The following is a 24,382-nucleotide window of genomic DNA, read 5'->3' as shown; positions in this document are numbered from 1 at the left end:
CGAGCGCCGGGACACACCCGAGCAGCGCAGGGTCACAGCCTGACTGCGCCACGCAGGACAGAAGACCGACGGATCCGCTGGAGACTTTTTCCGAGCAGGACGCACAGTCCCGCTGAAATTGGGAGAATGGTCCCAGACTCCGTGTATCACGAAGGGGCCGAAGACGTCCCCTCCCCATGAAACGTCCGCATGCGGAGGAAGGAAGACCGTCATGTCTACTCTCGAATCATTCGAGGCAGCGCTCGGCGCAGACGCGCTGAAGGTCACGAGTCCCTATCAGCGCTTTGCCGCTTTCCCCGAGAAGGCCGGCCTCTACGATCCTGCCAATGAGCACGAGAACTGCGGCATGGCCGCCGTCGCCACCCTGCGGGGGACCCCCGGACACGACATCGTGGACCACGCGCTGGTGGCGCTGCGCAATCTCGAGCACCGCGGTGCAGTGGGCGGCGACGTCGGCACCGGCGACGGCGCGGGTCTGCTCACCCAGATCCCGGACGAGTTCTTCCGCGCCGTCACCGAGTTCGATCTTCCACCGGCGGGGGAGTATCTCGCAGGGACTGCCTTCCTGCCGCAGTCTGAGGCCGAGCGGCAGACCATGTGCGCGAGCTTCGAAGACCTCGCCACCGAGCAGGGACTGAACGTGCTGGGCTGGCGAGACGTCCCCGTGGACGCCTCCATGATCGGCACGCTCGCCAAGGAATCCATGCCCTTCTTCCGCCAGGTGTTCCTCGGCGCCGCCGCCGAAGACTCCTTCGAGTTCCAGGACTCCGCCTCGGGCTCGCTCGACCAGCGCGGCTGGCGGCTGCGCAAGCGCGGCCAGAACCGCCTGGGCGTCTACTTCCCCTCGCTGTCCTCGAAGACGATCACCTATAAGGGCATGCTGACCACCGCGCAGCTGGAGCCCTTCTTCCCCGATCTCTCGGATGAGCGGTTCAAGACCACGCTGGGCATCGTCCACTCCCGCTTCTCCACGAACACCTTCCCGTCCTGGCCGCTGGCCCAGCCGCTGCGCAACATCGCGCACAACGGCGAGATCAACACGGTCAAGGGCAACCGGAACTGGATGCGCGCGCGGCAGTCCATGATGGCGTCTGAGCTCCTGGGGGAGGACCCCGAGTCGCTCTTCCCGATCTGCACTCCCGGCGCCTCGGACTCGACCAGCTTCGATGAAGCCGCCGAGCTGCTGATGCTCTCGGGCCGTCCGCTGGCTCAGGCCATGCGGATGATGATCCCGGAGGCCTGGGAGAACCACGAGACCATGGACCCGGGTCTGCGCGCCTTCTACCAGTACCACGCCCAGCTCATGGAGGCATGGGACGGTCCGGCGGCCATCGCCTTCACCGACGGTCAGCAGGTCGGCGCCATGCTCGACCGCAACGGCCTGCGCCCGGCGCGCTACTGGGTCACCGATGACGGTCTGGTCGTCATGTCCTCCGAGGTCGGCGTCATCGACCTGGAGCCCTCCTCGATCGTGCGCAAGGGCCGGGTCGCCCCGGGCATGATGCTCCTGCTCGACACGGTCGAGGGGCGCATCATCGAAGATGAGGAGATCAAGGCGGACCTGGCCTCCTCCGCACCGTGGGCTGACTGGGTGAAGGACAACCTGGTCGAGCTCGCAGACCTTCCGGAACGTCTGCATGTGCGCCACCCCCCGGAATCCGTGCGGCTGCGCCAGCAGACCTTCGGCTACACCCACGAGGAGCTGCGCATCCTGATCGGCCCGATGGCCACCGCCGGCGCCGAGCCGCTGGGCGCGATGGGCACCGACACCCCGATCGCGGTCCTCGCCGACCGCCCGCGGCTGCTCTTCGACTACTTCGTGCAGACCTTCGCCCAGGTGACCAACCCCCCGCTGGACGCGATCCGCGAGGAACTGGTCACCTCGCTGGGTCTGCACATCGGCCCGAGCGGGAACCTGCTGAGCAACGAGCAGGTCAGGTCCCAGCAGGTCGCCCTCGACTTCCCGGTCATCAACAACGATGAGCTGGCCAAGATCGCGAACATCCGCAACGACGACGGCGCGAAGATCGCGCTGAAGGTGCGCGCCCTCTACCGGGCAGGCTCCCGCGAGGAGGAGCTGCGGCAGCGGATCCGTGAGATCTGCGAGAAGGTCTCCGCGGCGGTCAACCGCGGGGTCAGCTACATCGTGATCTCCGACCGTGACTCCAACGCGCAGTGGGCACCCATCCCGTCGCTGCTGATGCTCTCGGCCATCCACCACCACCTGCTGAAGTCGGCCAACCGCACCCGAGTCTCACTCGTGGTGGAGGCCGGCGATGTGCGCGAGGTCCACCACGTGGCCTGCCTCATCGGCTACGGCGCCGCAGCGGTCAACCCCTACCTGGCCATGGAGACCGCCGAGGACATGGTGCGCCGCAGCGAGATCAGCGGCGTCTCCGAGGAGCAGGCGGTGCACAACCTGCTCACCGCGCTGGGCAAGGGCGTGCTCAAGATCATGTCCAAGATGGGCATCTCCACGGTGGCCTCCTACTGCGGTGCACAGACCTTCGAAGCCGTGGGCCTGGCGCAGAACGTGGTCGACCAGTACTTCTCCGGCACACATTCGCCGATGGGCGGCGTCGGACTGGACGTTCTCTGCGACGAGACCCTGCAGCGCCACTCCCGCGCCTACCCGGCGGACGGCAATGACCTGGGGCGCGGCGATGAGCTCGAGATCGGCGGCGAGTACCAGTGGCGCCGTGAGGGCCCCCCGCACCTGTTCAACCCGCAGACGGTGTTCAAGCTCCAGCACTCCACCAAGACCCGCCGCTATGACATCTTCAAGCAGTACACCAAGTCGGTGGACGACCAGTCCGAGGCGCTGCTGACCCTGCGCGGGCTGTTCAAGCTCACCGCGCAGCGTGAACCGGTGCCCATCGAAGAGGTCGAGTCCGTCGGGGAGATCGTCAAGCGGTTCAACACCGGGGCGATGAGCTACGGCTCCATCTCTCAGGAGGCCCACGAGACCCTGGCCATCGCGATGAACCGGCTCGGCGGACGCTCCAACACCGGCGAGGGCGGCGAGCATCCGGCGCGGCTCGAGGACCCTGAGCGTCGCTCGGCGGTCAAACAGATCGCCTCCGGACGCTTCGGGGTGACCAGCCAGTACCTCACCCACGCGGACGACCTGCAGATCAAGATGGCCCAGGGAGCCAAGCCCGGTGAGGGCGGCCAGCTCATGGGCAAGAAGGTCTACCCCTGGGTGGCCGAGACTCGGCACTCCACCCCCGGCGTCGCGCTGGTCTCCCCGCCGCCGCACCATGACATCTACTCCATCGAGGACCTGGCCCAGCTGATCTTCGACCTCAAGCGCGCCAACACCGGCGCCCGGGTCCACGTGAAGCTGGTCTCCCTGCATGGAGTCGGCACCGTGGCGGCCGGTGTGACCAAGGCCAAGGCCGACGTCGTGCTGATCTCCGGGCACGACGGCGGCACCGGCGCCTCGCCGCTGAACTCGCTCAAGCATGCCGGCACCCCCTGGGAGCTCGGACTGGCCGAGGCGCAGCAGACGCTGATGCTCAACGGCCTGCGTGAACGCGTGACCGTCCAGGTCGATGGCCAGCTCAAGACCGGTCGCGACGTCGTGATCGCGGCGCTGCTCGGAGCCGAGGAATACGGCTTCGCCACCGCGCCGCTGGTGGTGTCGGGCTGCATCATGATGCGCGTCTGCCACCTGGACACCTGCCCGGTGGGCGTGGCCACGCAGAACCCGCTGCTGCGTGAGCGCTACACGGGCAAGGCCGATCACGTGGTCAACTTCTTCGAGTTCATAGCCCAGGAGGTTCGCGAATACCTCGCCGAACTGGGCTTCCGCAGCCTGGACGAGGCCATCGGGCACATCGACTCGCTGAACATGGACGACGCGAAGCGGCACTGGAAGTCCGCCGGACTGAACCTCGGCGCGGTGCTGGACGGATACGACCCCAACGATCCGATCACCGCCTCGATGCTGCGTCGCACACGCGGCCAGGACCATGAGCTGGAGAAGCACTTCGACATGGGCCTGATCGAACTGGCAGGCTCGGCGATCACCCACGGCGAGAAGGTGCAGATCGAGAAGAAGGTCATCAACACTGACCGCTCGGTGGGCACCATGCTCGGCCACGAGGTGACCAAGGCTCAGGGGCTCAAGACGCTGGAGAACAACACCATCGTCGTGGAGCTCACCGGTGAGGCCGGTCAGTCCCTCGGCGCGTTCCTGCCGCACGGGATCACTCTGCACCTGGCCGGCGACGCCAACGACTACGTGGGCAAGGGGCTCTCCGGCGGGCGGATCATTGCACATCCGGACCCAACGGCGCCGTTCGTCGCGGAGAAGAACGTGATCGCCGGCAACGTGATCGGCTATGGAGCCACCGCTGGTGAGATGTTCCTGCGCGGACAGGTGGGCGAACGCTTCCTGGTGCGCAACTCCGGTGCCACCGCCGTGGTCGAGGGCATCGGTGATCATGGCTGCGAGTACATGACCGGCGGCCAGGCGCTGATCCTGGGACCCACCGGGCGCAACTTCGGTGCCGGTATGTCCGGCGGCACGGCCTTCGTGCTGGACTTCGACGACCAGCGGATGAACTCTCAGGCGCAGCGCAACGGCGACCTGCTGCTGCTGGAACCCGACGAGGAGGACCGCGGCATCATCGGTGATCTGCTGCGCCGCCATCACGAGGAGACCGGCAGCGCGGTGGCACAGGCCCTGTTGAACGACCCCGAGAAGACCTATGCGCGGATCACCAAGGTGCTCCCGCGTGACTACGACGCCGTGCTGCGCGCCCGCTCCAGCGCCCTCGACGAGGGGCTGGATCCCGATGGCGATGCGGCATGGCAGAAGATTCTGGAGGCGACCCGTGGCTGATCCCCGTGGATTCTTGAAGCACCGAGACCGTCAGGACCGGCCGTCTCGCCCCGTGCCGGTGCGCATCATGGACTTCAATGAGGTCTATGAGCGCAACGAGCGCGGCATCGTGCAGACCCAGGCGAGCCGCTGCATGGACTGCGGCATCCCGTTCTGCCACACCGGCTGCCCGCTGGGGAACCTGATCCCGGAGTGGAATGACCTGATCTGGCGCGACCAGTGGGAGGAAGCCTCCTCCCGGCTGCATATGACCAACAACTTCCCGGAGTTCACCGGGCGCATCTGCCCGGCGCCCTGTGAGACCTCCTGCGTGCTGGGCATCAACCAGCCCGCGGTCACCATCAAGCAGTCCGAGGTCGCCATCGCCGACGAGGCCATCGCGCGCGGCTATGTCGAGCCCGTGCTGCCCCAGCGGCTCACGGGCAAGACCGTGGCAGTGGTCGGCTCCGGGCCGGCGGGGCTCGCGGCAGCCCAGCAGCTGACCCGCGCCGGACACACCGTGGCCGTCTACGAGCGCGACGACCGCCTCGGCGGACTGCTGCGCTACGGCATCCCGGACTTCAAGATGGAGAAGCACCACGTCGAGTTCCGCATCGATCAGATGCGAGCCGAAGGCACGCGGTTCTACACCTCCACCGAGATCGGGGCCGACATCACCTGGGACGCCCTGGAGGCCAGCTACGACGCGGTCATCCTGGCCACCGGTGCCATGGTCCCGCGCAACCTCGGAGTCAACGGGCGCGAGCTCTCCGGCGTGCACTTCGCGATGGAGTATCTGGTGCAGTCGAACAAGGCGACCTCCGGCGATGAGGTCGCCGACCAGATCCGCGCCGATGGCAAGCACGTCGTCATCCTCGGCGGCGGTGACACCGGTGCGGACTGCATCGGCACCGCCCACCGCCACGGCGCGAAGTCGGTCACCACCCTGGCCATCGGCAAGGAGCTCCCGGGCGAGCGCCCGGAGCACGAGCCCTGGCCCATGGACCCGCGCGTCTTCGAACTCACCAGCGCCGATGAAGAGGGCGGCGAGCGCAGCTACCTGGCCTCCACCGTCGAGTTCCTCAGCGACGACGACGGCCGGGTCCGCGCCCTGCAGGTCGCCGAGACCCAGTACAACGCGGACGGCTCACGCTCGCCGAAGCCGGGCTCCGAGCGCGAGATCCCCGCAGACCTGGTGCTCCTGGCGCTGGGCTTCACCGGGGCCGAGTCAGACACGCTGACCGGTCAGCTGGGTCTGGACTTCGACAAGCGCGGCAACATCACCCGCGCCGAGGACTACCAGACCTCCGTGGAGGGTGTCTTCGCCGTGGGCGACGCCGGACGCGGCGCCTCCCTGGTCGTCTGGGCCATCGCGGAAGGCCGTGCGGCGGCCGCGAAGGTCGACGAGTATCTGGAGGGGGAGACCCGCCTGCCGGCTCCGGTCAAGCCCTCTGATCGTGCGATTTCGCTCACAGGCTGACTGTTATAGGCTCGGAGAAAGAGGTCCTGGTCCAGTGTCGTGCCAGTCCATCAGCAACGCTTAGCAGCAATGAAGATAGGACAGAGTAAGACATGAGACACGCCAAAATCGTTGCCACATTCGGCCCCGCCACAGCAGGCTACGAGACCACCCGCCGCCTCATCGAGGCCGGGGTCGACGTCGCCCGAGTGAACATGAGCCACGGTGACTACAGCGTCCACGAGGACACCTACAACACCGTGCGCGAGGTCTCCAAGGACCTGCGCACCGCCGTGGGCATCTTCGCGGACCTGCAGGGCCCGAAGATCCGCCTCGGCCGGTTCATCGAGGGTGAGCACTACCTCGACGTCGGGGATCGCTTCACGATCACCGTCGAAGACATCCAGGGCACCAAGGACCGCTGCTCCACCACGTTCAAGGGCCTGCCCGGAGACGTCAACGTCGGCGACACGCTGCTCATCGACGACGGCAAGGTCTCGCTGCGCGCCATCGAGGTCACCGAGACCGACGTGCTCACCGAGGTCGAGGTTCCTGGCAAGGTCTCGAACAACAAGGGCATCAACCTCCCCGGTGTCGCCGTCTCCGTCCCCGCGCTCTCCGAGAAGGACGAGGAGGACCTGCGCTGGGCGCTGCGCACCGGGTTCGACATGGTCGCGCTCTCCTTCGTCCGCGACGCCGCCGACATCGAGGCTGTGCACCGGATCATGGACGAAGAGGGACGCCGCGTCCCGGTCATCGCCAAGGTGGAGAAGCCCCAGGCGGTGGAGGCGCTCCAGGATGTGGTCGACGCCTTCGACGCCATCATGGTCGCCCGCGGCGATCTCGGCGTGGAGCTGCCTCTGGAAGAGGTTCCGCTGGTGCAGAAGCGCGCGGTGGAGCTCGCCCGCCGCTGGGCCAAGCCGGTCATCGTCGCCACCCAGGTGCTCGAGTCCATGATCGAGAGCCCCCGGCCCACTCGCGCCGAGGCCTCCGACTGCGCCAACGCCGTGCTCGACGGCGCGGATGCGGTCATGCTCTCCGGCGAGACCTCCGTGGGCAAGTACCCGGTGGAGACCGTGGAGACCATGTCCCGGATCATCCAGACCACCGAGTCCAAGGGCTTGAGTCGCATCCCCGAGCTCGGCACCCGCCCGAAGACCCGCGGCGGCGCCATCACCCGTGCCGCGAAGGAGATCGCGGATCAGCTGGACATCGCCCATCTGACCACGTTCACCCGCTCCGGGGACTCGGCCCGCCGGCTCTCTCGGCTCCGGCCCAAGCAGAACATCTTCGCCTTCACCCACGTGGAGCACACGCACAACATCCTGACGCTCTCCTGGGGTGTGCAGCCCCGCTGGGTGGAGTTCGCGACCCACACCGACACCATGACGGCCCAGGTCGACAAGCTGCTGCTCGAAGAGGGCGCGGCCGAGCTGGGCGAGCTCGTGGTCATCGCCGCCGGCTCCCCTCCAGGACAGGCCGGCACCACGAACATGGTCAAGGTGCACCGCATCGGTGATCTGCATGACTCCGGTGACATCGAGACCCTCCGTCGCGGCGATACGGCTCCGCCGAACAAGGAGCCCGTCGGACCCTGGCCAGCCGCCAGCGCCTCCAGCGCGGGCTGAACCACTCGACAGACTGCCCGGCCCAGGCCAGGTAGAATGATGCTGTCCTCGCACGCCACCTCGGCGCCGAGGGCAGCATCGCTGAGTCCGGGACCGACCGACTCAGCACAGCCCGAATGGCGGAATCGGTAGACGCGCCGCACTCAAAATGCGGTACCACTGGTGTGTGGGTTCGAGTCCCACTTCGGGCACCACGATCGACAAGGGACCAGAAGGAGAACGGTGAGCGAACAGACTCAGTCCGGCGGCGCTGGTGCCTCCGAGGAATCATCCACCGACGCCACACCTGCGACCGCTGCGGCGGCCGCCCAGGAGACGCAGCACGGTGACGCGCCGCGGCGAGTCCTGGTCGCCGAGGACGAGACACTCATCCGACTGGACATCGTCGAGATCCTCGGCGGGGCGGGCTATGAGGTCGTCGGCGAGGCGGACAACGGCGAACGTGCCGTGGAGCTCGCCCGGGAGACCGAGCCGGACCTCGTCGTGATGGACGTCAAGATGCCGATCATGGACGGCATCACTGCCGCCAAGATCATCGCGGAGGAGCGGATCGCCCCTGTGGTGATGCTGACTGCCTTCTCCCAGCGTGACCTCGTCGAATCTGCGCGGGAAGCTGGCGCCATGGCCTATGTGGTCAAGCCCTTCACAGAGAATGACCTGGTCCCCGCGGTCGAGGTGGCCATGGCACGCTTCGACGAGATCCGCGCTCTGGAGGACGAGGTCACCTCGCTCGCGGACAAGTTCGAGACGCGCAAGCTGGTGGAGCGGGCCAAGTCACTGCTCACCACCAAGATGGGCCTGACCGAGCCGGAGGCTTTCCGCTGGATCCAGAAGACCTCCATGGACCGTCGCCTCTCCATGCGTGAGGTCGCCGAGACCGTCGTCGATCAGATGACAGACTCCCCGCCCTACCTGAAGTAGCTCCCCGTTGAGGGGCGGATTCTCCGACTACTTGAGGCCGTTTTCGGCCTCATATGCTCGGAGAATCCGCCCCTCAACGCATGGGATGGGTTCAGGTCTCGAAATAGAACTGGTGGTGGGCTGCGCAGCCCGGGTTGAACGGTGCCGAACACTGGGCGCACGCGTCAGCGAGGAGGTACTCCTCGATGCTGAACCGGCGGCGGCAGACCCCGCAGAGCAGCGCGAGCTCGGCCCGGCGCTCGAGCGGCCAGCGGCTGATCGCATGCTCCTCGGACTCCTGGTGACACGTCAGGCAGGGATACCAGCGGTCGCAGCAGAAGAACCTGATCGCGACGACGTCCAGCGGCCCGGCGTAATGCCGGCAGCGGGTCTGATCGTCCACCGCGGCGCCGCGGACCTGAGGCTCTTCCATGCCCCCGAGGCTATCCGACCCCTGGCTCCCAACCCCCGTTGAGCGGCGGATTCTCCGGGCATCTCATGCGGTTTCTGGCCTTCGATGTACGGAGAATCCGCCGCTCAATGGGATGGGGCGCCGTCGCTCAGCGCAGGGGAGATCCAGCATCCCTCCACCCCAGTGGAATTCTGCATGGTGAGACGAGTGGCGATGCGGGTGCGTTGGGACACGTTCTCAGGCATAGAATTCAGAGCATGGTTGAGCCGACTGCGCAGAGCACCCAGAAGAGCACGTCCGAGGGCACCGCACCCTTCACCCCTCCCGTCGCCGTGACCGGACCGTCGAGTCCGGAGAAGCCGCGAAGCTGGGAAGTCACCGACGGCTACACCCGTGCTCCAGCTCGCGGCATGCTCCGCGCCGTCGGCATGGGGGACGAGGACTTCTCGAAGGCACAGATCGGGATCGCCAGCTCTTGGAACGAGATCACTCCCTGCAATCTCTCCCTGGACCGCCTGGCCAAGGCCTCCAAGGAAGGCGTCCACTCCGGCGGCGGCTACCCGCTGGAGTTCGGCACCATCTCCGTCTCCGACGGCATCTCCATGGGCCACGAAGGCATGCACTACTCGCTGGTCTCCCGCGAGGTCATCGCCGACTCCGTGGAGACCGTCATCCAGGCCGAGCGCCTGGACGGCTCCGTGCTGCTCGCCGGCTGTGACAAGTCCCTTCCCGGCATGCTCATGGCCGCGGCCCGGCTGGACCTGGCCAGCGTGTTCCTCTACGCCGGCTCGATCATGCCCGGTGTGGCCCGCTTCGCCGACGGCAGCGAGAAGCAGGTCACGCTCATCGATGCCTTCGAAGGTGTCGGGGCCTGCGCCCGCGGCACCATCAGCGAGGCTGACCTCGACGTCATCGAACGCGCCATCTGCCCGGGCGAGGGTGCCTGTGGCGGCATGTACACCGCCAACACCATGGCCTGCATCGGGGAGGCGCTGGGCATGTCGCTGCCCGGCTCGGCCGCCCCGCCGTCGGCCGATCGCCGCCGTGACCACTACGCCCACAAGTCCGGCGAGGCCGTGGTGGAGCTGCTCCGCAAGGGCATCACCACCCGCGACATCCTGACCCTGAAGGCCTTCGAGAACGCCATCGCGGTCACCATGGCCTTCGGCGGGTCCACCAACGCCGTGCTGCACCTGCTGGCCATCGCCCGTGAAGCCGGGGTGGAGCTCAAGCTGGAGGACTTCAACCGCATCGGGGACAAGATCCCGCACCTGGGCGATCTCAAGCCCTTCGGCCAGTACGTGATGACCGACGTCGACCGCGTCGGGGGAGTGCCCGTGGTGATGCGCGCGCTGCTCGATGCCGGCCTGCTTCACGGCGACGCGCTCACCGTGACCGGCAAGACCGTGGCCGAGAACCTCGAAGCGATCAATCCGCCTGACATCGACGGCAAGATCATCCGAGCCCTGAACAACCCCATGCACCACAACGGCGGGATCGCGGTGCTGTCGGGCTCGCTGGCCCCTGAGGGTGCCGTGGTGAAGTCCGCCGGCTTCGACGCCGAGGTCTTCGAAGGCACGGCCCGCGTGTTCGAACGCGAGCAGCAGGCGCTCAAGGCCCTGGAGGAAGGTCGGATCCAGGCCGGCGACGTCGTCGTCATCCGCTACGAGGGTCCCAAGGGTGGACCGGGCATGCGCGAGATGCTCGCCATCACCGGGGCGATCAAGGGTGCAGGCCTGGGCAAGGACGTGCTGCTGATCACCGATGGCCGCTTCTCCGGAGGCACCACCGGTCTGTGCATCGGCCATATCGCCCCCGAGGCCGTCGACGGCGGGCCGATCGCGTTCGTGGCCGACGGGGACACCATCCGGGTGGACATCGCCGGACGCACCATCGACCTGGTGGTGGATCCGGGCGAGTTCGCGGCCCGGCAGCAGGACTGGACCCCGCTGCCTCCCTTCATCACCACCGGAGTCCTCGGCAAGTACGCCAAGCTGGTGCGCTCCGCCGCCGAAGGTGCCTACTGCGGCTGATTCGCTGCCACGGTGCGGCGGCCCGCTGTCGGGCCGCCGCATCACACCGAGGTCTTCCACCATGTGAGACGGGCATAGCGGATGTTGACACGGATCACAGGCCACGGAAGCATGGACGCCATGCGTCAACTACTAGCGGTAGTACCCGTAACCGCCGCCGGGGGAAGTGTGGAGTGATCCACACGCCCCAGCTTGGTCACTCGAAAGCCCCGCACGGGGTTGCCGAACGGCTGAACTGGAGCTGACGCAGACGCTCACCCCGGCAGAGAGCCCCACAGAGGCTTATCAGCCGGGGTTTTCTCTTGACCGGAGTGGATCCTCCACGGACCAGAGACTTCTTGGACCAGCAATTCGGGAACCAGAGACTGAGGAAAAGATGAGCAATCTGACAGCCACGAGCCCAGCGCTGCTGAGCTCGAAAGCCACCAGCAGCGCCGCTGGAACCTCCGCCGATCAGCGACTCTACGGCCCCGGCCGCACGGTGGAGCCGGTAGCGGTCACGGGCTCCCAGTCGATCATTCGCAGCCTCGAAGAGCTGGGTGTGACAGACGTCTTCGGCATCCCCGGTGGCGCGATCCTGCCCACCTATGACCCGCTGATGGACTCCGAACAGATCAACCACATTTTGGTGCGCCATGAGCAGGGTGGCGGACACGCCGCTCAGGGATACGCCATGGTCACCGGTCAGGTGGGCGTCTGCTTCGCCACCTCCGGCCCCGGCGCCACGAACCTGGTGACCCCGCTGGCAGACGCCCATATGGACTCGGTCCCCATGGTCGCGATCACCGGACAGGTCAACGCGTCGGTCATCGGCACCGACGCCTTCCAGGAAGCCGACATCGTCGGCATCTCCACGCCGATCACGAAGCACTCCTACCTCGTCACCGACGCCGACCAGATCCCTCGCGTGATGGCAGAGGCCTTCCACCTGGCCTCGACAGGCCGGCCCGGCCCGGTGCTGGTGGACATCACCAAATCGGCACAGGCGGCGCAGACGACCTTCTCCTGGCCCCCGAAGATCGAGCTCAACGGGTACCGCCCGGTCACGCGCGGTCATTCCAAGCAGATCCGCGAGGCCGCGAAGCTCATCCAGGGTGCCTCCCGACCGGTGTTCTACATCGGTGGCGGCATGATCAAGGCCGAGGCCTCCGCAGAGTTCCACGCGCTGGCGGAGACCGTGGGCGCACCCGTGGTCAACACGCTGATGGCCCGCGGTGCCTTCCCGGACTCGCACCAGCAGAACCTGGGCATGCCCGGCATGCATGGCACGGTCTCCGCCGTCGCCGCGCTGCAGCGCTCCGACCTGCTGATCACCCTCGGGGCGCGCTTCGATGACCGGGTCACCGGGCAGCTGGAGAGCTTCGCGCCGGATGCCAAGGTCATCCACGCCGACATCGACCCGGCCGAGATCTCGAAGAACCGCGCGGCCGATGTGCCGATCGTGGGCTCGCTCAAGGAGATCGTGCCCGAGCTGACCACGGCCTTCGACGCCCTGGTCGCCAAGCACGGCCGCACCGATCTCACCGCCTGGTGGAAGCAGCTGAATCACTTCCGCGAGACCTACCCGCTGGGCTACACCGCCCCCGAGGACGGGCAGATCGCGCCCCAGCAGGTGATCGAGAAGATCAACCAGGCCGCGGGCCCCGAGGCCGTCTACGTGGCCGGGGTCGGACAGCACCAGATGTGGTCCTCACAGTTCGTCAAGTACGAGCGCCCCCGCCAGTGGCTGAACTCCGGCGGACTGGGCACCATGGGCTACGCGGTGCCCGCCGCCATGGGCGCTCAGGTCGGCAATCCCGACCGGGTGGTCTGGGCCATCGACGGTGACGGCTGCTTCCAGATGACCAACCAGGAGCTCGCCACCTGCGCGATCAACAAGATCCCGATCAAGGTCGCGATCATCAACAACTCCTCGCTGGGCATGGTGCGCCAGTGGCAGACGCTGTTCTACGAGTCCCGCTACTCCAACACCCACCTGAACACCTCGCAGACCGCCGCCGGGGGAGAGGTCGTGCGCATCCCCGACTTCCTCAAGCTCGCCGAGGCCTATGGCTGCGTGGGACTGCGCTGCGACAAGCCCGAGGACATCGACGCCGTGATCGCCGAGGCGATGTCCATCAACGACCGTCCCGTGGTCGTGGACTTCGTGGTCTCCCGTGATTCCATGGTGTGGCCGATGGTCCCCGCCGGGGTCTCCAACAGCGACATCCAGTTCGCCCACAACCTGACCCCGGAATGGGACGAGGAGGAGTAGAGCATGGCCACCACTGACATCGCCTCGGCCGCCCAGCCACGCACTCTCTCGGTGCTGGTGGAGGACGTCCCCGGCGTGCTGACCAAGGTCTCCGGACTCTTCGCCCGCCGCGCGTTCAACATCCACTCGCTGGCCGTGGGACCCTCCGAGCTGCCCGGACTGAGCCGGATCACCATCGTGGTGCATGCCGACTCGGTGCTGCTGGAGCAGATCACTAAACAGCTGAACAAGCTGATCAATGTCATCAAGATCATCGAGCTGGCACCGGAGAACTCGGTCCAGCGCGAACACCTGCTGATCAAGGTCAAGGCTGACTCGCCCACCCGTCTGCAGGTCACCCAGGCCGTCGAGCTCTTCCGCGCCAAGATCGTGGACGTCTCCGTGGACTCACTCACCGTTGAGGCCACCGGCGCGCCTGACAAGCTCAACGCCCTTCTGGACGTCCTGGAGCCCTTCGGGGTCCGCGAGATCGTGCGATCCGGCACGCTCGGGATCTCCCGCGGCGCGAAGTCCATGACGGACAGAGCCCTGCGCTGAACATGGCTTGAAGAACACCGACCTGACAACCACCCATCTTCAACTTGAGGAGACCTCACTGTGACTGATCTCTATTACGACGACGACGCCGACCTGTCCGTGCTCAGCGGCAAGAAGGTCGCTGTCATCGGCTACGGATCGCAGGGCCATGCCCACGCGCTGTCCCTGCGGGACTCGGGCGTCGACGTCGTCGTCGGCCTGAAAGCCGGATCCAGCTCCAAGGCCAAGGCCGAGGAGCAGGGCCTGACCGTGAAGACCGTGGCCGAGGCCTCCGCCGAGGCCGACGTCATCATGATCCTGGTCCCGGACCAGCACCAGGCCGAGGTCTACTCCTCCGAGATCGCACCGCACCTGACCTCCGGGAACACGCTGCTGTTCTCCCACGGCTTCAACATCCGCTTCGGCTACATCGAGGCTCCGACCGAGGTCGGCGTGGCCATGGTCGCTCCCAAGGGACCGGGTCACGTGGTGCGCCGTGAATACGAGGCAGGCCGCGGCGTGCCGGCACTGATCGCCGTGGAGCAGGACCCCTCGGGTCAGGCCAAGTCGATCGCGCTGGCCTACGCCAAGGGCATCGGCGGCACCCGCGCCGGCGTCATCGAGACCACATTCACCGAAGAGACCGAGACCGACCTCTTCGGCGAGCAGGCAGTCCTCTGCGGCGGCGCCTCCCAGCTGGTGCAGTACGGCTTCGAGACCCTCACCGAGGCCGGCTACAAGCCCGAGATCGCCTACTTCGAGGTGCTCCACGAGCTCAAGCTCATCGTGGACCTGATGGTCGAGGGTGGCCTGACCAAGCAGCGCTGGTCCATCTCCGACACCGCAGAGTTCGGCGACTACGTCTCCGGTCCGCGCGTGATCTCCCCGGAGGTCAAGGAGAACATGAAGGCAGTTCTCGCCGACATCCAGTCCGGTGCCTTCGCGAAGCGCTTCATGGATGACCAGCGCGACGGCGGCAAGGAGTTCAACGAACTCCGCAAGAAGAACGAATCGCACCCGATCGAGTCCACCGGGCGCGAGCTGCGCAAGCTCTTCTCCTGGATCCCGCAGGATGATGACTACACCGAGGGTTCCACCGCTCGATGAATCATCACGGTGAGCGGGGCGGGCCATCGCGGCCCACCCCGCTCACCGTCTTTGCGTGCACCACACCCCAAGCCACCCCACGAAGCGCCCAGAAAAGAAGGACATAGTGAGCACTCACCGCCCCGTCGTCGTACTTGCCGAGGAACTCTCACCCGCCACCGTCGAGGCACTCGGTCCGGATTTCGAGATCCGTCAGTCCGACGGCACCGACCGGCAGCGGCTCTTCGCTGATCTCGCCGACGCGGACGCGCTGATGGTGCGCTCCGCCACCCAGGTCGACGCCGAGACGCTCTCCCACGCCAAGCAGCTCAAGGTCGTCGCCCGGGCCGGCGTGGGTCTGGACAACGTCGACATCAAGGCGGCCACCGCCGCCGGCGTCATGGTGGTCAACGCTCCCACCTCGAACATCATCTCCGCCGCAGAGCTCACCTGCGCGCACATCCTGGGCCTGGCCCGCAACATCTCTCCGGCCCACCAGGCGCTGCGCGAGGGACAGTGGAAGCGCTCGAAGTACTCAGGCCTCGAGCTTGCCGACAAGACCCTCGGCGTGATCGGCCTGGGCCGCATCGGTGGACTGGTCGCCGAGCGGATGAAGGCCTTCGATATGGACATCATCGCCTATGACCCCTACGTCACCTCGGCACGCGCTCACCAGCTCGGTGCGCAGCTGGTCAGCCTGGATGAGCTCTACGCGAAGTCTGACGTGATCACCATCCACATGCCCAAGACCCCCGAGACCCTCGGCATGCTCAACACCGAGTCCTTCGCCAAGATGAAGGACACCGCGTTCGTGGTCAACGTCGCTCGCGGCGGACTGATCGATGAGGCTGACCTGGAGAAGGCCCTGGCCGAGGGCAGCATCGGCGGCGCCGCCGTCGATGTCTTCGCCGCGGAGCCCTCCACCGACCTTCCCTTCTTCACCCGAGAGAACGTGGTCGTCACCCCGCACCTGGGCGCCTCCACCGCCGAGGCTCAGGAGAAGGCAGGCGTCTCGGTGGCGAAGTCGGTGCGCCTGGCGCTGGCCGGCGAGCTGGTCCCCGACGCGGTCAACGTCGCAGGAGGCGCCATCGATGAGCTGGTCCGCCCGGGCATCCCGCTGATCGAGAAGCTCGGCCGCGTGCTCAACGCCCTGGCCACCGACGCCTTCACAGACATCGAGACCGAGGCCGCCGGCGAGATCGCCGAGCTCAACGTCTCCGCGCTGCAGCTCGCGGCGCTCAAGGGCCTGTTCACCGATGTGGTCTCCGAGCAGGTCTCCTATGTCAACGCCCCGGTGCTGGCCGAGCAGCGCGGCATCTCCACCCGGCTGACCACCACCACCGAGGTGGAGGACTACCGCAATGCGCTCACCGTGCGCGGGGCCACCAGCTCCGGCACCAACCTCGAGGTCCGCGGCACCCTCACCGGGCCCAAGCAGATCCAGAAGATCGTCGGCATCAACGGCTACGACCTCGAGATCGCACTCACCGAACACCTGGTCGTGCTGGAATACGCGGACCGCCCCGGAGTGGTCGGCGCACTGGGCCGGATCCTGGGGGAGCACCAGGTCAACATCGCGGGGATGCAGGTCTCGCAGAACACCAAGGCCGGCCGCGCGCTGGCAGTGCTGGCCATCGACGCCGCCCTGCCCACCGGGGTGCTCGACGCGATCTGCGCCGAGGTTGAGGCGAACATGGCCGCCGAGGTCGATCTTGAGGACTGAGACCAGCGGCGCTTCCCGGCGTGATCCCGCGACCGGGCTCGGCAGCCCGGAACAGCGTGAGGTAAATTCCTAAGGTGACTTCTTCCCAGCCCTCGTACTACATCACCACTGCGATCTCGTACCCGAACGGGACCCCTCATATCGGGCACGCCTATGAGTACATCGCCTCCGACGCGATGGCACGCTTCAAGCGTCTCGACGGATACGACACGTACTTCCTCACCGGCACCGATGAGCACGGGCAGAAGATGCAGCAGTCCGCGGAGAAGGAGGGGATCGCTCCCCGAGAGCTCGCGACCCGCAACTCCGCCGAGTTCAAGCGGGTGGACGACGAGGTCTTAGGCGTCTCCTACGACCGATTCATCCGCACCACCGATGAAGACCACTATGCCGCCTCCACCGCCATCTGGCGCCGCATGGTCGAGGCCGGAGACATCTACCTGGACAAGTACGCCGGCTGGTACTCGGTGCGCGATGAACGCTTCTTCACCGCCGACGAGACCGAGGTCCGCGCCGATGGCGAGCGCTACGCCACCGAGACCGGAACCCCGGTGACCTGGACGGAGGAGGAGTCCTACTTCTTCCGGCTTTCGAAGTACCAGCAGCCGCTGCTGGACTTCTTCGCCGCCAACCCAGACTTCGGGGGCCCGCGCAGCCGCTTCAACGAGGTGATCCGCTTCGTCGAATCCGGCCTCGATGACCTCTCCATCTCCCGGACCACCTTCGACTGGGGCGTCCCCGTGCCGAAGGACCTCACCGCACCGGAGACCGATCTCGATCACGTGATGTACGTCTGGGTGGACGCGCTCACGAACTACATCACCGGCGTAGGCTTCCCTGACACCGAGTCGGAGAGCTTCCAGAAGTTCTGGCCAGCGGATGTCCATGTGATCGGCAAGGACATCTCCCGCTTCCACTGCATCTTCTGGCCGGCCTTCCTGATGAGCGCCGACCTGCCGCTGCCCCGACGGGTGATGATCCACGGCTTCCTGCACAACGCCGGAGAGAAGATGTCGAAGTCGGTGGGCAACGTCGTCGCCCCTGCCGACTGGGTGGCCGAGTACGGTCTGGACCCGGTGCGGTTCTTCCTGCTCCGCGAGTTCCCCTTCGGCCAGGACGGCTCGTATACCCATGAGGCCGTCGTCGGACGCAAGAACTCCGATCTGGCGAACAACCTCGGAAACCTGGCACAGCGCTCCCTCTCGATGATCGTGAAGAACTGCGGGGGCATGATCCCGCAGCCGGGAGAGCGCACTGCCGCCGACCGCCGGATCCTCGCCCAGGCCGAGGAGCTGCTTCAGATCAGCCGCACCGCCTATGAGATGCAGGACTTCCATCGCGCACTGGAACGGACCTGGTTCGCACTCGGCGAGGCCAACGCCTACTTCGCGGAGCAGGAGCCGTGGAAGCTCAAGAAGACCGACCTCTCGCGGATGAACACGGTGCTCTTCGTGACCGCCGAGGTGGTGCGCAAGGTCGCTCTGCTCGTGCAGCCGGTCATGCCGGAGTCTGCCTCAAAGCTGCTGGACGCGCTGAACATCCCCGCGGCCGGAGATGCCGGGGCCACCAACGCCTCGGGAGCCGGCCCGCGCAGCTTCGCCGCCTTCGGGACCGAGCTCGTGCCGGGCACCCCGATCGAGAAGCCGGCGCCGATCTTCCCGCGACATGAGGAGCGGGTGGACTGAGCCCGCACGATCTCAGATGCTGAGAGGCTGAACTGAACCTCTCGTGCCGCTCGGATCCAGCGCATAAAGTGACGCTATGGCTGAGAACACATTTGAAATCGCAGTAATCGGTGGCGACGGCATCGGACCCGAGGTCGTCGCCGAGGCTCGCAAGGTGCTCGACGCCGCGGTGGCCGGAGAGAGCGCCCGGCTGAACTACACCGAGTACTCCCTGGGTGCCGCCCACTGGCTGAGCACGGGGGAGACCCTGACCGAGGAGACGCTCAACGCGCTGCGCGAGCATGACGCGATCCTCTTCGGCGCCGTGGGAGCAGATCCGCTCGACACGCGTGTCCCCTCCGGCATCATCGAGCGCGAGCTGCTGCTGGGGCTGCGCTTCAACCTCGATCACTGCGTGAACCTGCGCCCCACCCGGTCCTTCCCCGGAGTCACCTCCCCGCTCCGCGGGGTCGATGACGAGCACCCGATCGACTTCGTCGTGGTGCGTGAGGGCACCGAGGGACCCTATGCCGGAAACGGTGGACTGCTGCGCCGCGGCACCACCGCAGAGATCGCCACCGAGGTCTCGGTCAACACCGCCTACGGCGTCCGTCGCGTGGTCGAAGACGCCTTCACCCGAGCCCAGGCCCGCGACAAGCACCTGACCCTCGTGCACAAGAACAACGTGCTCACCTACTCCGGTGACCTCTGGACACGGACGACCGCGGCCGTCGCGGAATCCTTCCCCGACGTTCGCTGGGACTACATGCATGTGGACGCGGCCACCATCCACATGGTCAACAACCCGCAGCGCTTCGATGTGATCGTCACGGACAACCTCTTCGGTGACATCCTCACCGACCTTGCGCCCGCCATCACCGGCGGCATCGGCCTGGCATCCTCAGGGTCCATCAACACCTCGGGCACTGCGCCGTCCATGTTCGAACCGGTGCACGGCTCCGCGCCCGACATCGCAGGCAAGCAGATCGCTGACCCCACCGCTGCGGTGCTCTCCGCCGCGCTCATGCTCGATCACCTCGGGATGTCCGAGGCTGCCGAGCGCATCGAGGCTGCGGTGTTGAGCCAGCTCACCGAATGGGCCACCGAGGGGGCCGCCGGACTGAGCACCAGCCAGCGCGGAGATGCCTTCGTCGCGCGGCTGAGCGGTTGAACGCTCACTGCGAAGAACTCGTAGAGTAGGACCTAATCTCTGCCCGCGAGCTTCTCATCGCTCGTCATCTGAAAGGTCACCATGGAGTTTGATCACACAGCCCACCCGAATCCCACCTCAGCTGCGCGACTGGAGCAGATCCTCGCGAACCCCGGATTCGGGACCAGCTTCGCTGACCACACGGCCGTGATCGACTGGACCGCCGAGCGTGGATGGGCCAACCCGCGGGTGGAGCCCTATGGACCCATCGCGCTGGATCCCGCTGCCTCGGTGCTGCACTATGCCCAGGAGATCTTCGAGGGCATGAAGGCCTACCGCCACGACGACGGCGGCATCTACACGTTCCGGCCCCTGGAGAACGCCAGGCGGCTCAACCGCTCCGCACAGCGCATGGCGCTTCCCGAGCTGCCCGAGGAGCTCTTCGTGGCCTCGCTGGAGGAGCTCGTCCAGACGGACAGGGACTGGGTCCCCAACGGCGACGGCGAGGCGCTGTACCTGCGCCCCTTCATGTTCGCCTCCGAGGCGTTCCTCGGCGTCCGCGCCGCCCGCGAGGTCTCCTACCGGGTGATCGCCTCCCCGGCCGGGAACTACTTCGGCGGCGAGCTCAAGCCCGTGCGCATCTGGGTGACCCGTGACTACATCCGGGCCGCCCCCGGCGGCACCGGCGCGGCCAAGACCGGCGGCAACTACGCGGGATCGCTGGCGGCCCAGCAGCAGGCCACCGCCCAGGGCTGCGACCAGGTGCTCTTCCTGGACCCCACCCGCGAGAACGCCGTCGAGGAGCTCGGCGGCATGAATGTGTTCCTGGTGACCGCCGACAACCGGCTCATCACCCCCGAGCTCACCGGCACCATCCTGGAAGGCATCACCCGCGCCTCGGTCATCCAGCTGGCCAAGGACCGCGGCATGGCCGTGGAAGAACGTCGGGTGACCCTGGACGAATGGGGTGCGGGCATCGCCGATGGCAGCATCACCGAAGCCTTCGCCTGCGGCACCGCCGCGGTCATCACCCCGATCGGCGAACTCGTCGACGGAGACCGCAGCATCGCCTCCGCAGGAACCGGCGAGGTCACCACCTCGATCCGCGAGGAGCTGCTGGGCATCCAGACCGGAACGGTCGAGGATCGCCACGGCTGGATGCACCAGCTCGCCTGAGCCGAACCCTCCAGGAACGTGCAGTGCGCACGGACGATAGAGTTGGTCCATGCGCATTGCACGTTTTGTCACGGACGCCGAACCTTCCTACGGACTTGTCACCGGGGAAGAGGGCGAAGAGACCATCATCGGACTGGCCGGAGATCCCTTCTATCAGGGCATCCAGCAGACCGAGACCACCCACAAGATCGAAGATGTGCGCCTCGTGGCGCCGATCATTCCCCGCTCCAAGGTCATCGGAGTGGGAAAGAACTACGCGGACCACGTGGCCGAGATGGGCGGCGAGATCCCGGTCTCCCCGCTGCTGTTCATGATCCCCAACACCGCCGTGCTCGGCCCGAACGAGCCGGTGACGCTGCCCTCCTTCTCCGAGGAGATCAGCTACGAGGCCGAACTCGCCGTGGTCATCGGTCGCATCTGCAAGGACGTGCCGGTGGATCGGGTCGATGAGGTCATCTTCGGCTACACGGTCGCCAACGACCTCACCGCCCGCGACGCCCAGCGCACCGACGGGCAGTGGGCCCGCGCCAAGGGCTTCGACGGTTCCACGCCTCTGGGTCCGTGGATCGAGACCGAGCTGGACACGGAGGGCCTGCGGGTCACCGGCCGGCTCAACGGCGAGACCGTCCAGGACGGCTCCACCTCGGAGATGATCTTCGGCGTGGCCGAGCTGGTCTCCTACATCTCCCAGGCCTTCACCCTGCTCCCAGGCGATGTCATCCTCACCGGCACCCCCGCCGGCGTCGGACTGCTCAGCTCGGGTGACCGCTTTGAAGCGGAGATCGAAGGCATCGGCACACTCGTCAACCACTTCAGGAACTGATTCCCCCTATGACTGTCACTGCTGCACCCGCAGACAAGATTCCCGCCGTCGATCCGCAGACTCAGGTCCGCGTCCGGTTCTGCCCCTCACCCACCGGCACGCCGCACGTGGGGCTGATCCGCACCGCGCTGTTCAACTGGGCCTATGCCCGGCACACCGGCGGCAAGCTCATCTTCCGCATCGAGGACACCGATGCCGCACGGGACTCCGAGGAGTCCTACCAGCAGCTGCTGGAGGCGCTGCGCTGGCTGGGCATCGACTGGGACGAAGGAGCCGAGGCTGAGGGCCCACACGAGCCCTACCGGCAGTCCCAGCGCGGAGAGATCTACGCCGAGGTGCTGCAGAAGCTGCAGGAGGCCGGGTTCGTCTACGAGGCGTACTCCACCCCGCAGGAGGTGGAGGAACGCCACCTCGCCGCAGGGCGGGACCCGAAGCTCGGCTACGACGGGTTCGACCGTGAGCTCAGCCAGGACCAGATCGAGGCCTACCGGGCCGAGGGTCGCGAACCGGTGCTGCGCTTCAGGATGCCCGATGAGGACATCAGCTTCACCGACGCGGTGCGCGGAGAGATCACCTTCGGCGCAGGCTCGACGCCGGACTTCGTCGTCGCCCGCGCCAACGGCCAGCCGCTCTACACCCTGGTCAACCCGGTGGACGACGCCCTCATGGAGATCACTCACGTGCTGCGCGGCGAGGACCTGCTCTCCTCGACTCCGCGCCAGGTGGCGCTGTACCGGGCGCTGCACGCCGTCGGCGTGGCCAAGCACCTTCCGGTGTTCGGCCACCTGCCCTACGTCATGGGGGAGGGCAACAAGAAGCTCTCCAAGCGGGACCCGGAGTCCAACCTCTTCCATCACCGTGATCGAGGGTTCATCCGTGAGGGTCTGCTGAACTACCTCGCGCTGCTGGGCTGGTCGCTCTCCGCCGATGAGGACATCTTCACGGTGGAGGAGCTCATCGAGCACTTCGACATCGCCGACGTGCTGGCGAATCCCGCACGGTTCGACGTGAAGAAGGCCGAAGCCATCAACGGCACTCATATCCGGCGCCTCGAGTCCGCAGATTTCCGGGACCGCCTGGTGCCCTACCTGCAGGCTCGTGGGCTCGTGGGTGAGCCGCTGCATGAGCGGCAGGCCACCATGCTCGACGGCGCGGCCCCGCTGGTCCAGGAGCGCATCGCGCTGCTGGATGAGGGAGCGGACATGATGAGCTTCCTCTTCGTGGAGGACTCCGCGCTCCAGATCGAGGACAAGGCTTTCAGCGGTCTGGGGGACCAGGTCTTCGAGACTCTCGATGCCTCCATCGCGGCCCTGGAGTCGGTGGACGAGCAGGCGTGGACCACCGAGTCGGTGGAGGCTGCGCTGCGCGAAGCGCTGCTCGACGGACTCGGGCTGAAGCCGCGCAAGGCCTTCGGCGCGGTGCGCTCGGCGATCTCCGGACGTCGAGTGTCTCCGCCGCTGTTCGAATCCATGGAGCTGCTGGGTCGGGACTCTTCGCTGAGCCGACTGCGCCGCTTCCGTGAACTCGCGGCGGCGCGCGGGTGAGCTGAGCTGCAGCTGGCACTGGTGGTGCCCCGGTGATTTTGTGCTTGGGCCCCACCAGTGTGTATAGTTGATTCCCGTTGCTGGGCGCGAAAATGCGCCTGCGGCGACAGCGTTGACAAGCAAATATTGGGCTATGGTGTAATTGGCAACACAGCGGTTTCTGGTACCGTCGTTCTAGGTTCGAGTCCTAGTAGCCCAGCGAAGACCCTCATATGGTCTTTAACACAGCACGATCGGCCCTCGGCGACGGGGGCCAAAGCTATGGAATACGGCCCCATCGTATAGCGGCCTAGTACGCTGCCCTCTCACGGCGGTAACGCGGGTTCGAATCCCGCTGGGGTCACGGTCGTTCGCCCCGATCTGTTCGCAGATCGGGGATGAACCTTCCATGCAGCATCTCCAGCCCGGCTGGAGCGTCAATTTCATAGGGCCCCATCGTATAGCGGCCTAGTACGCTGCCCTCTCACGGCGGTAACGCGGGTTCGAATCCCGCTGGGGTCACCACAGGTGATAGAAGAAGCGCCCGGTCTCGAAAGAGGCCGGGCGCTTCTTCTTTGCGTTGAGGGGCGGATTCTCCGGGCATCTCATGGGCTTTTCGGCCCCCAGTGTTCGGAGAATCCGCCGTTCAACGCGGATGCGATGGGTGGGGTCAGTGCTCCTCGGGGCGGCCCGTGAAGGGCAGGACCGAGGACCCGTCGCCGAGTCCCTCGCCGCCGATGACCACGAGCCCGCCGTTCTGCTCCAGGATCACGGCCGAGACGCCTTCCAGGGATCCGTGTGCCGAGTTGCGTGCAGCGGTATGCACGTCATCCTCCACCAGCTGGTGCTTGTGCAGCGCCTTCCGCTGGAACTTGCCCTGGTAGTAGATCAGCACCGGTGGGGCGTCCAGGACGCGCCGCATCTTGGGGGAGCGGCCTCGGATGAACGCCATCAGCCACTGCAGCAGCACGATGAGCGCCAGTGCGAAGATCGCCTGGCTGAGCGGCACGTCCACGGCGGTGATCGTACGACCGAACGCCGAACCGATGGTGACTGCCACGATGAAGTCCAGCGGCGTCATGTTCGCCATGGTCCGCGGACCGGAGAGTCGCAGGATGAAGATGAGGGCTATGTAGCCGGCCGTCAGGGTGATGGCCGTGTGAAGGATCGGGTCCCACCCGGCCCAGTATTGAGTGATATCCATTCG

Annotated in this window: 16 protein-coding genes and 4 tRNA genes; 18 read left to right on the top strand and 2 right to left on the bottom strand. The window is 66.6% G+C overall.

What is annotated here, in order from left to right:
- Window positions 1-211 precede the first annotated feature (211 nt).
- The 5 genes from gltB (at window position 212) to H4W26_RS03405 (ending at window position 8,836) form a co-directional block, all read left to right on the top strand.
- A complete protein-coding gene (gltB, locus tag H4W26_RS03425; RefSeq protein ID WP_192590747.1) occupies window positions 212-4,849 on the top strand; it encodes a glutamate synthase large subunit in 4,638 nt (1,545 codons plus the stop codon).
- Window positions 4,842-6,308 carry a glutamate synthase subunit beta gene (locus H4W26_RS03420; RefSeq protein WP_192590746.1) on the top strand — a complete coding sequence of 489 codons (1,467 nt, stop codon included), beginning with the start codon at window positions 4,842-4,844 and terminating at the stop codon, window positions 6,306-6,308. Before gltB ends, H4W26_RS03420 begins: the two co-directional genes overlap by 8 nt.
- 92 nt (window positions 6,309-6,400) lie before the next feature.
- Window positions 6,401-7,915: a pyruvate kinase gene (gene pyk / locus H4W26_RS03415; RefSeq protein ID WP_192590745.1), complete on the top strand. Its 1,515-nt coding sequence runs from the start codon at window positions 6,401-6,403 to the stop codon at window positions 7,913-7,915.
- Between the two features lie 110 nt (window positions 7,916-8,025).
- Window positions 8,026-8,109: transfer RNA gene (locus H4W26_RS03410), tRNA-Leu, on the top strand.
- 151 nt (window positions 8,110-8,260) lie between these two features.
- On the top strand, window positions 8,261-8,836 hold the full coding sequence (locus H4W26_RS03405) for an ANTAR domain-containing response regulator (RefSeq protein WP_225939800.1): 576 nt from the start codon (window positions 8,261-8,263) through the stop codon (window positions 8,834-8,836).
- 91 nt (window positions 8,837-8,927) lie between these two features.
- Here the strand turns inward: H4W26_RS03405 and H4W26_RS03400 are convergent, their stop codons facing one another.
- Window positions 8,928-9,248: a CHY zinc finger protein gene (locus tag H4W26_RS03400; protein ID WP_192590743.1), complete on the bottom strand. Its 321-nt coding sequence runs from the start codon at window positions 9,246-9,248 to the stop codon at window positions 8,928-8,930.
- Between the two features lie 236 nt (window positions 9,249-9,484).
- Between H4W26_RS03400 and ilvD the strand changes: the two genes are divergently transcribed.
- The 13 genes from ilvD to H4W26_RS03335 all read left to right on the top strand — a co-directional run bounded on the left by ilvD (window position 9,485) and on the right by H4W26_RS03335 (window position 23,700).
- On the top strand, window positions 9,485-11,260 hold the full coding sequence (gene ilvD, locus H4W26_RS03395) for a dihydroxy-acid dehydratase (RefSeq protein WP_192590742.1): 1,776 nt from the start codon (window positions 9,485-9,487) through the stop codon (window positions 11,258-11,260).
- 376 nt (window positions 11,261-11,636) lie between these two features.
- Entirely contained in the window at window positions 11,637-13,514 is a 1,878-nt protein-coding gene (locus H4W26_RS03390; RefSeq protein ID WP_192590741.1) for an acetolactate synthase large subunit, read from the top strand.
- Window positions 13,515-13,517: 3 nt separating this feature from the next.
- A complete protein-coding gene (gene ilvN / locus H4W26_RS03385; RefSeq protein WP_192590740.1) occupies window positions 13,518-14,051 on the top strand; it encodes an acetolactate synthase small subunit in 534 nt (177 codons plus the stop codon).
- A gap of 60 nt (window positions 14,052-14,111) precedes the next feature.
- Window positions 14,112-15,137, top strand: coding sequence for a ketol-acid reductoisomerase (gene ilvC, locus H4W26_RS03380; protein WP_192590739.1), 1,026 nt, complete (start codon window positions 14,112-14,114; stop codon window positions 15,135-15,137).
- Between the two features lie 106 nt (window positions 15,138-15,243).
- Window positions 15,244-16,839: a phosphoglycerate dehydrogenase gene (serA, locus tag H4W26_RS03375; protein WP_192590738.1), complete on the top strand. Its 1,596-nt coding sequence runs from the start codon at window positions 15,244-15,246 to the stop codon at window positions 16,837-16,839.
- A gap of 74 nt (window positions 16,840-16,913) precedes the next feature.
- A complete protein-coding gene (gene metG / locus H4W26_RS03370; RefSeq protein ID WP_192590737.1) occupies window positions 16,914-18,524 on the top strand; it encodes a methionine--tRNA ligase in 1,611 nt (536 codons plus the stop codon).
- Between the two features lie 76 nt (window positions 18,525-18,600).
- A complete protein-coding gene (locus tag H4W26_RS03365) occupies window positions 18,601-19,674 on the top strand; it encodes a 3-isopropylmalate dehydrogenase (RefSeq protein WP_192590736.1) in 1,074 nt (357 codons plus the stop codon).
- Between the two features lie 81 nt (window positions 19,675-19,755).
- A complete protein-coding gene (locus tag H4W26_RS03360; protein WP_192590735.1) occupies window positions 19,756-20,829 on the top strand; it encodes a branched-chain amino acid aminotransferase in 1,074 nt (357 codons plus the stop codon).
- A 49-nt stretch (window positions 20,830-20,878) separates the two neighbouring features.
- Window positions 20,879-21,652, top strand: a complete 774-nt coding sequence (locus H4W26_RS03355) for a fumarylacetoacetate hydrolase family protein (RefSeq protein WP_192590734.1) — start codon at window positions 20,879-20,881, stop codon at window positions 21,650-21,652.
- Between the two features lie 8 nt (window positions 21,653-21,660).
- Window positions 21,661-23,196, top strand: coding sequence for a glutamate--tRNA ligase (gene gltX, locus H4W26_RS03350; protein WP_192590733.1), 1,536 nt, complete (start codon window positions 21,661-21,663; stop codon window positions 23,194-23,196).
- 127 nt (window positions 23,197-23,323) lie between these two features.
- A tRNA-Gln gene (locus tag H4W26_RS03345) sits at window positions 23,324-23,395 on the top strand.
- 71 nt (window positions 23,396-23,466) lie between these two features.
- Window positions 23,467-23,539, top strand: a tRNA-Glu gene (locus tag H4W26_RS03340).
- A gap of 85 nt (window positions 23,540-23,624) precedes the next feature.
- Window positions 23,625-23,700 (top strand) — tRNA-Glu (locus tag H4W26_RS03335).
- A 145-nt stretch (window positions 23,701-23,845) separates the two neighbouring features.
- Here H4W26_RS03335 and H4W26_RS03330 read toward each other — a convergent pair.
- A complete protein-coding gene (locus tag H4W26_RS03330) occupies window positions 23,846-24,379 on the bottom strand; it encodes a DUF421 domain-containing protein (protein WP_192590732.1) in 534 nt (177 codons plus the stop codon).
- Window positions 24,380-24,382: the final 3 nt, after the last annotated feature.

Origin of the sequence: Nesterenkonia halotolerans (genome assembly GCF_014874065.1) — a bacterium.
Classification (GTDB): Bacteria; Actinomycetota; Actinomycetes; order Actinomycetales; family Micrococcaceae; genus Nesterenkonia; species Nesterenkonia halotolerans.
This window is presented reverse-complemented; position numbering and strand designations above follow the sequence as displayed.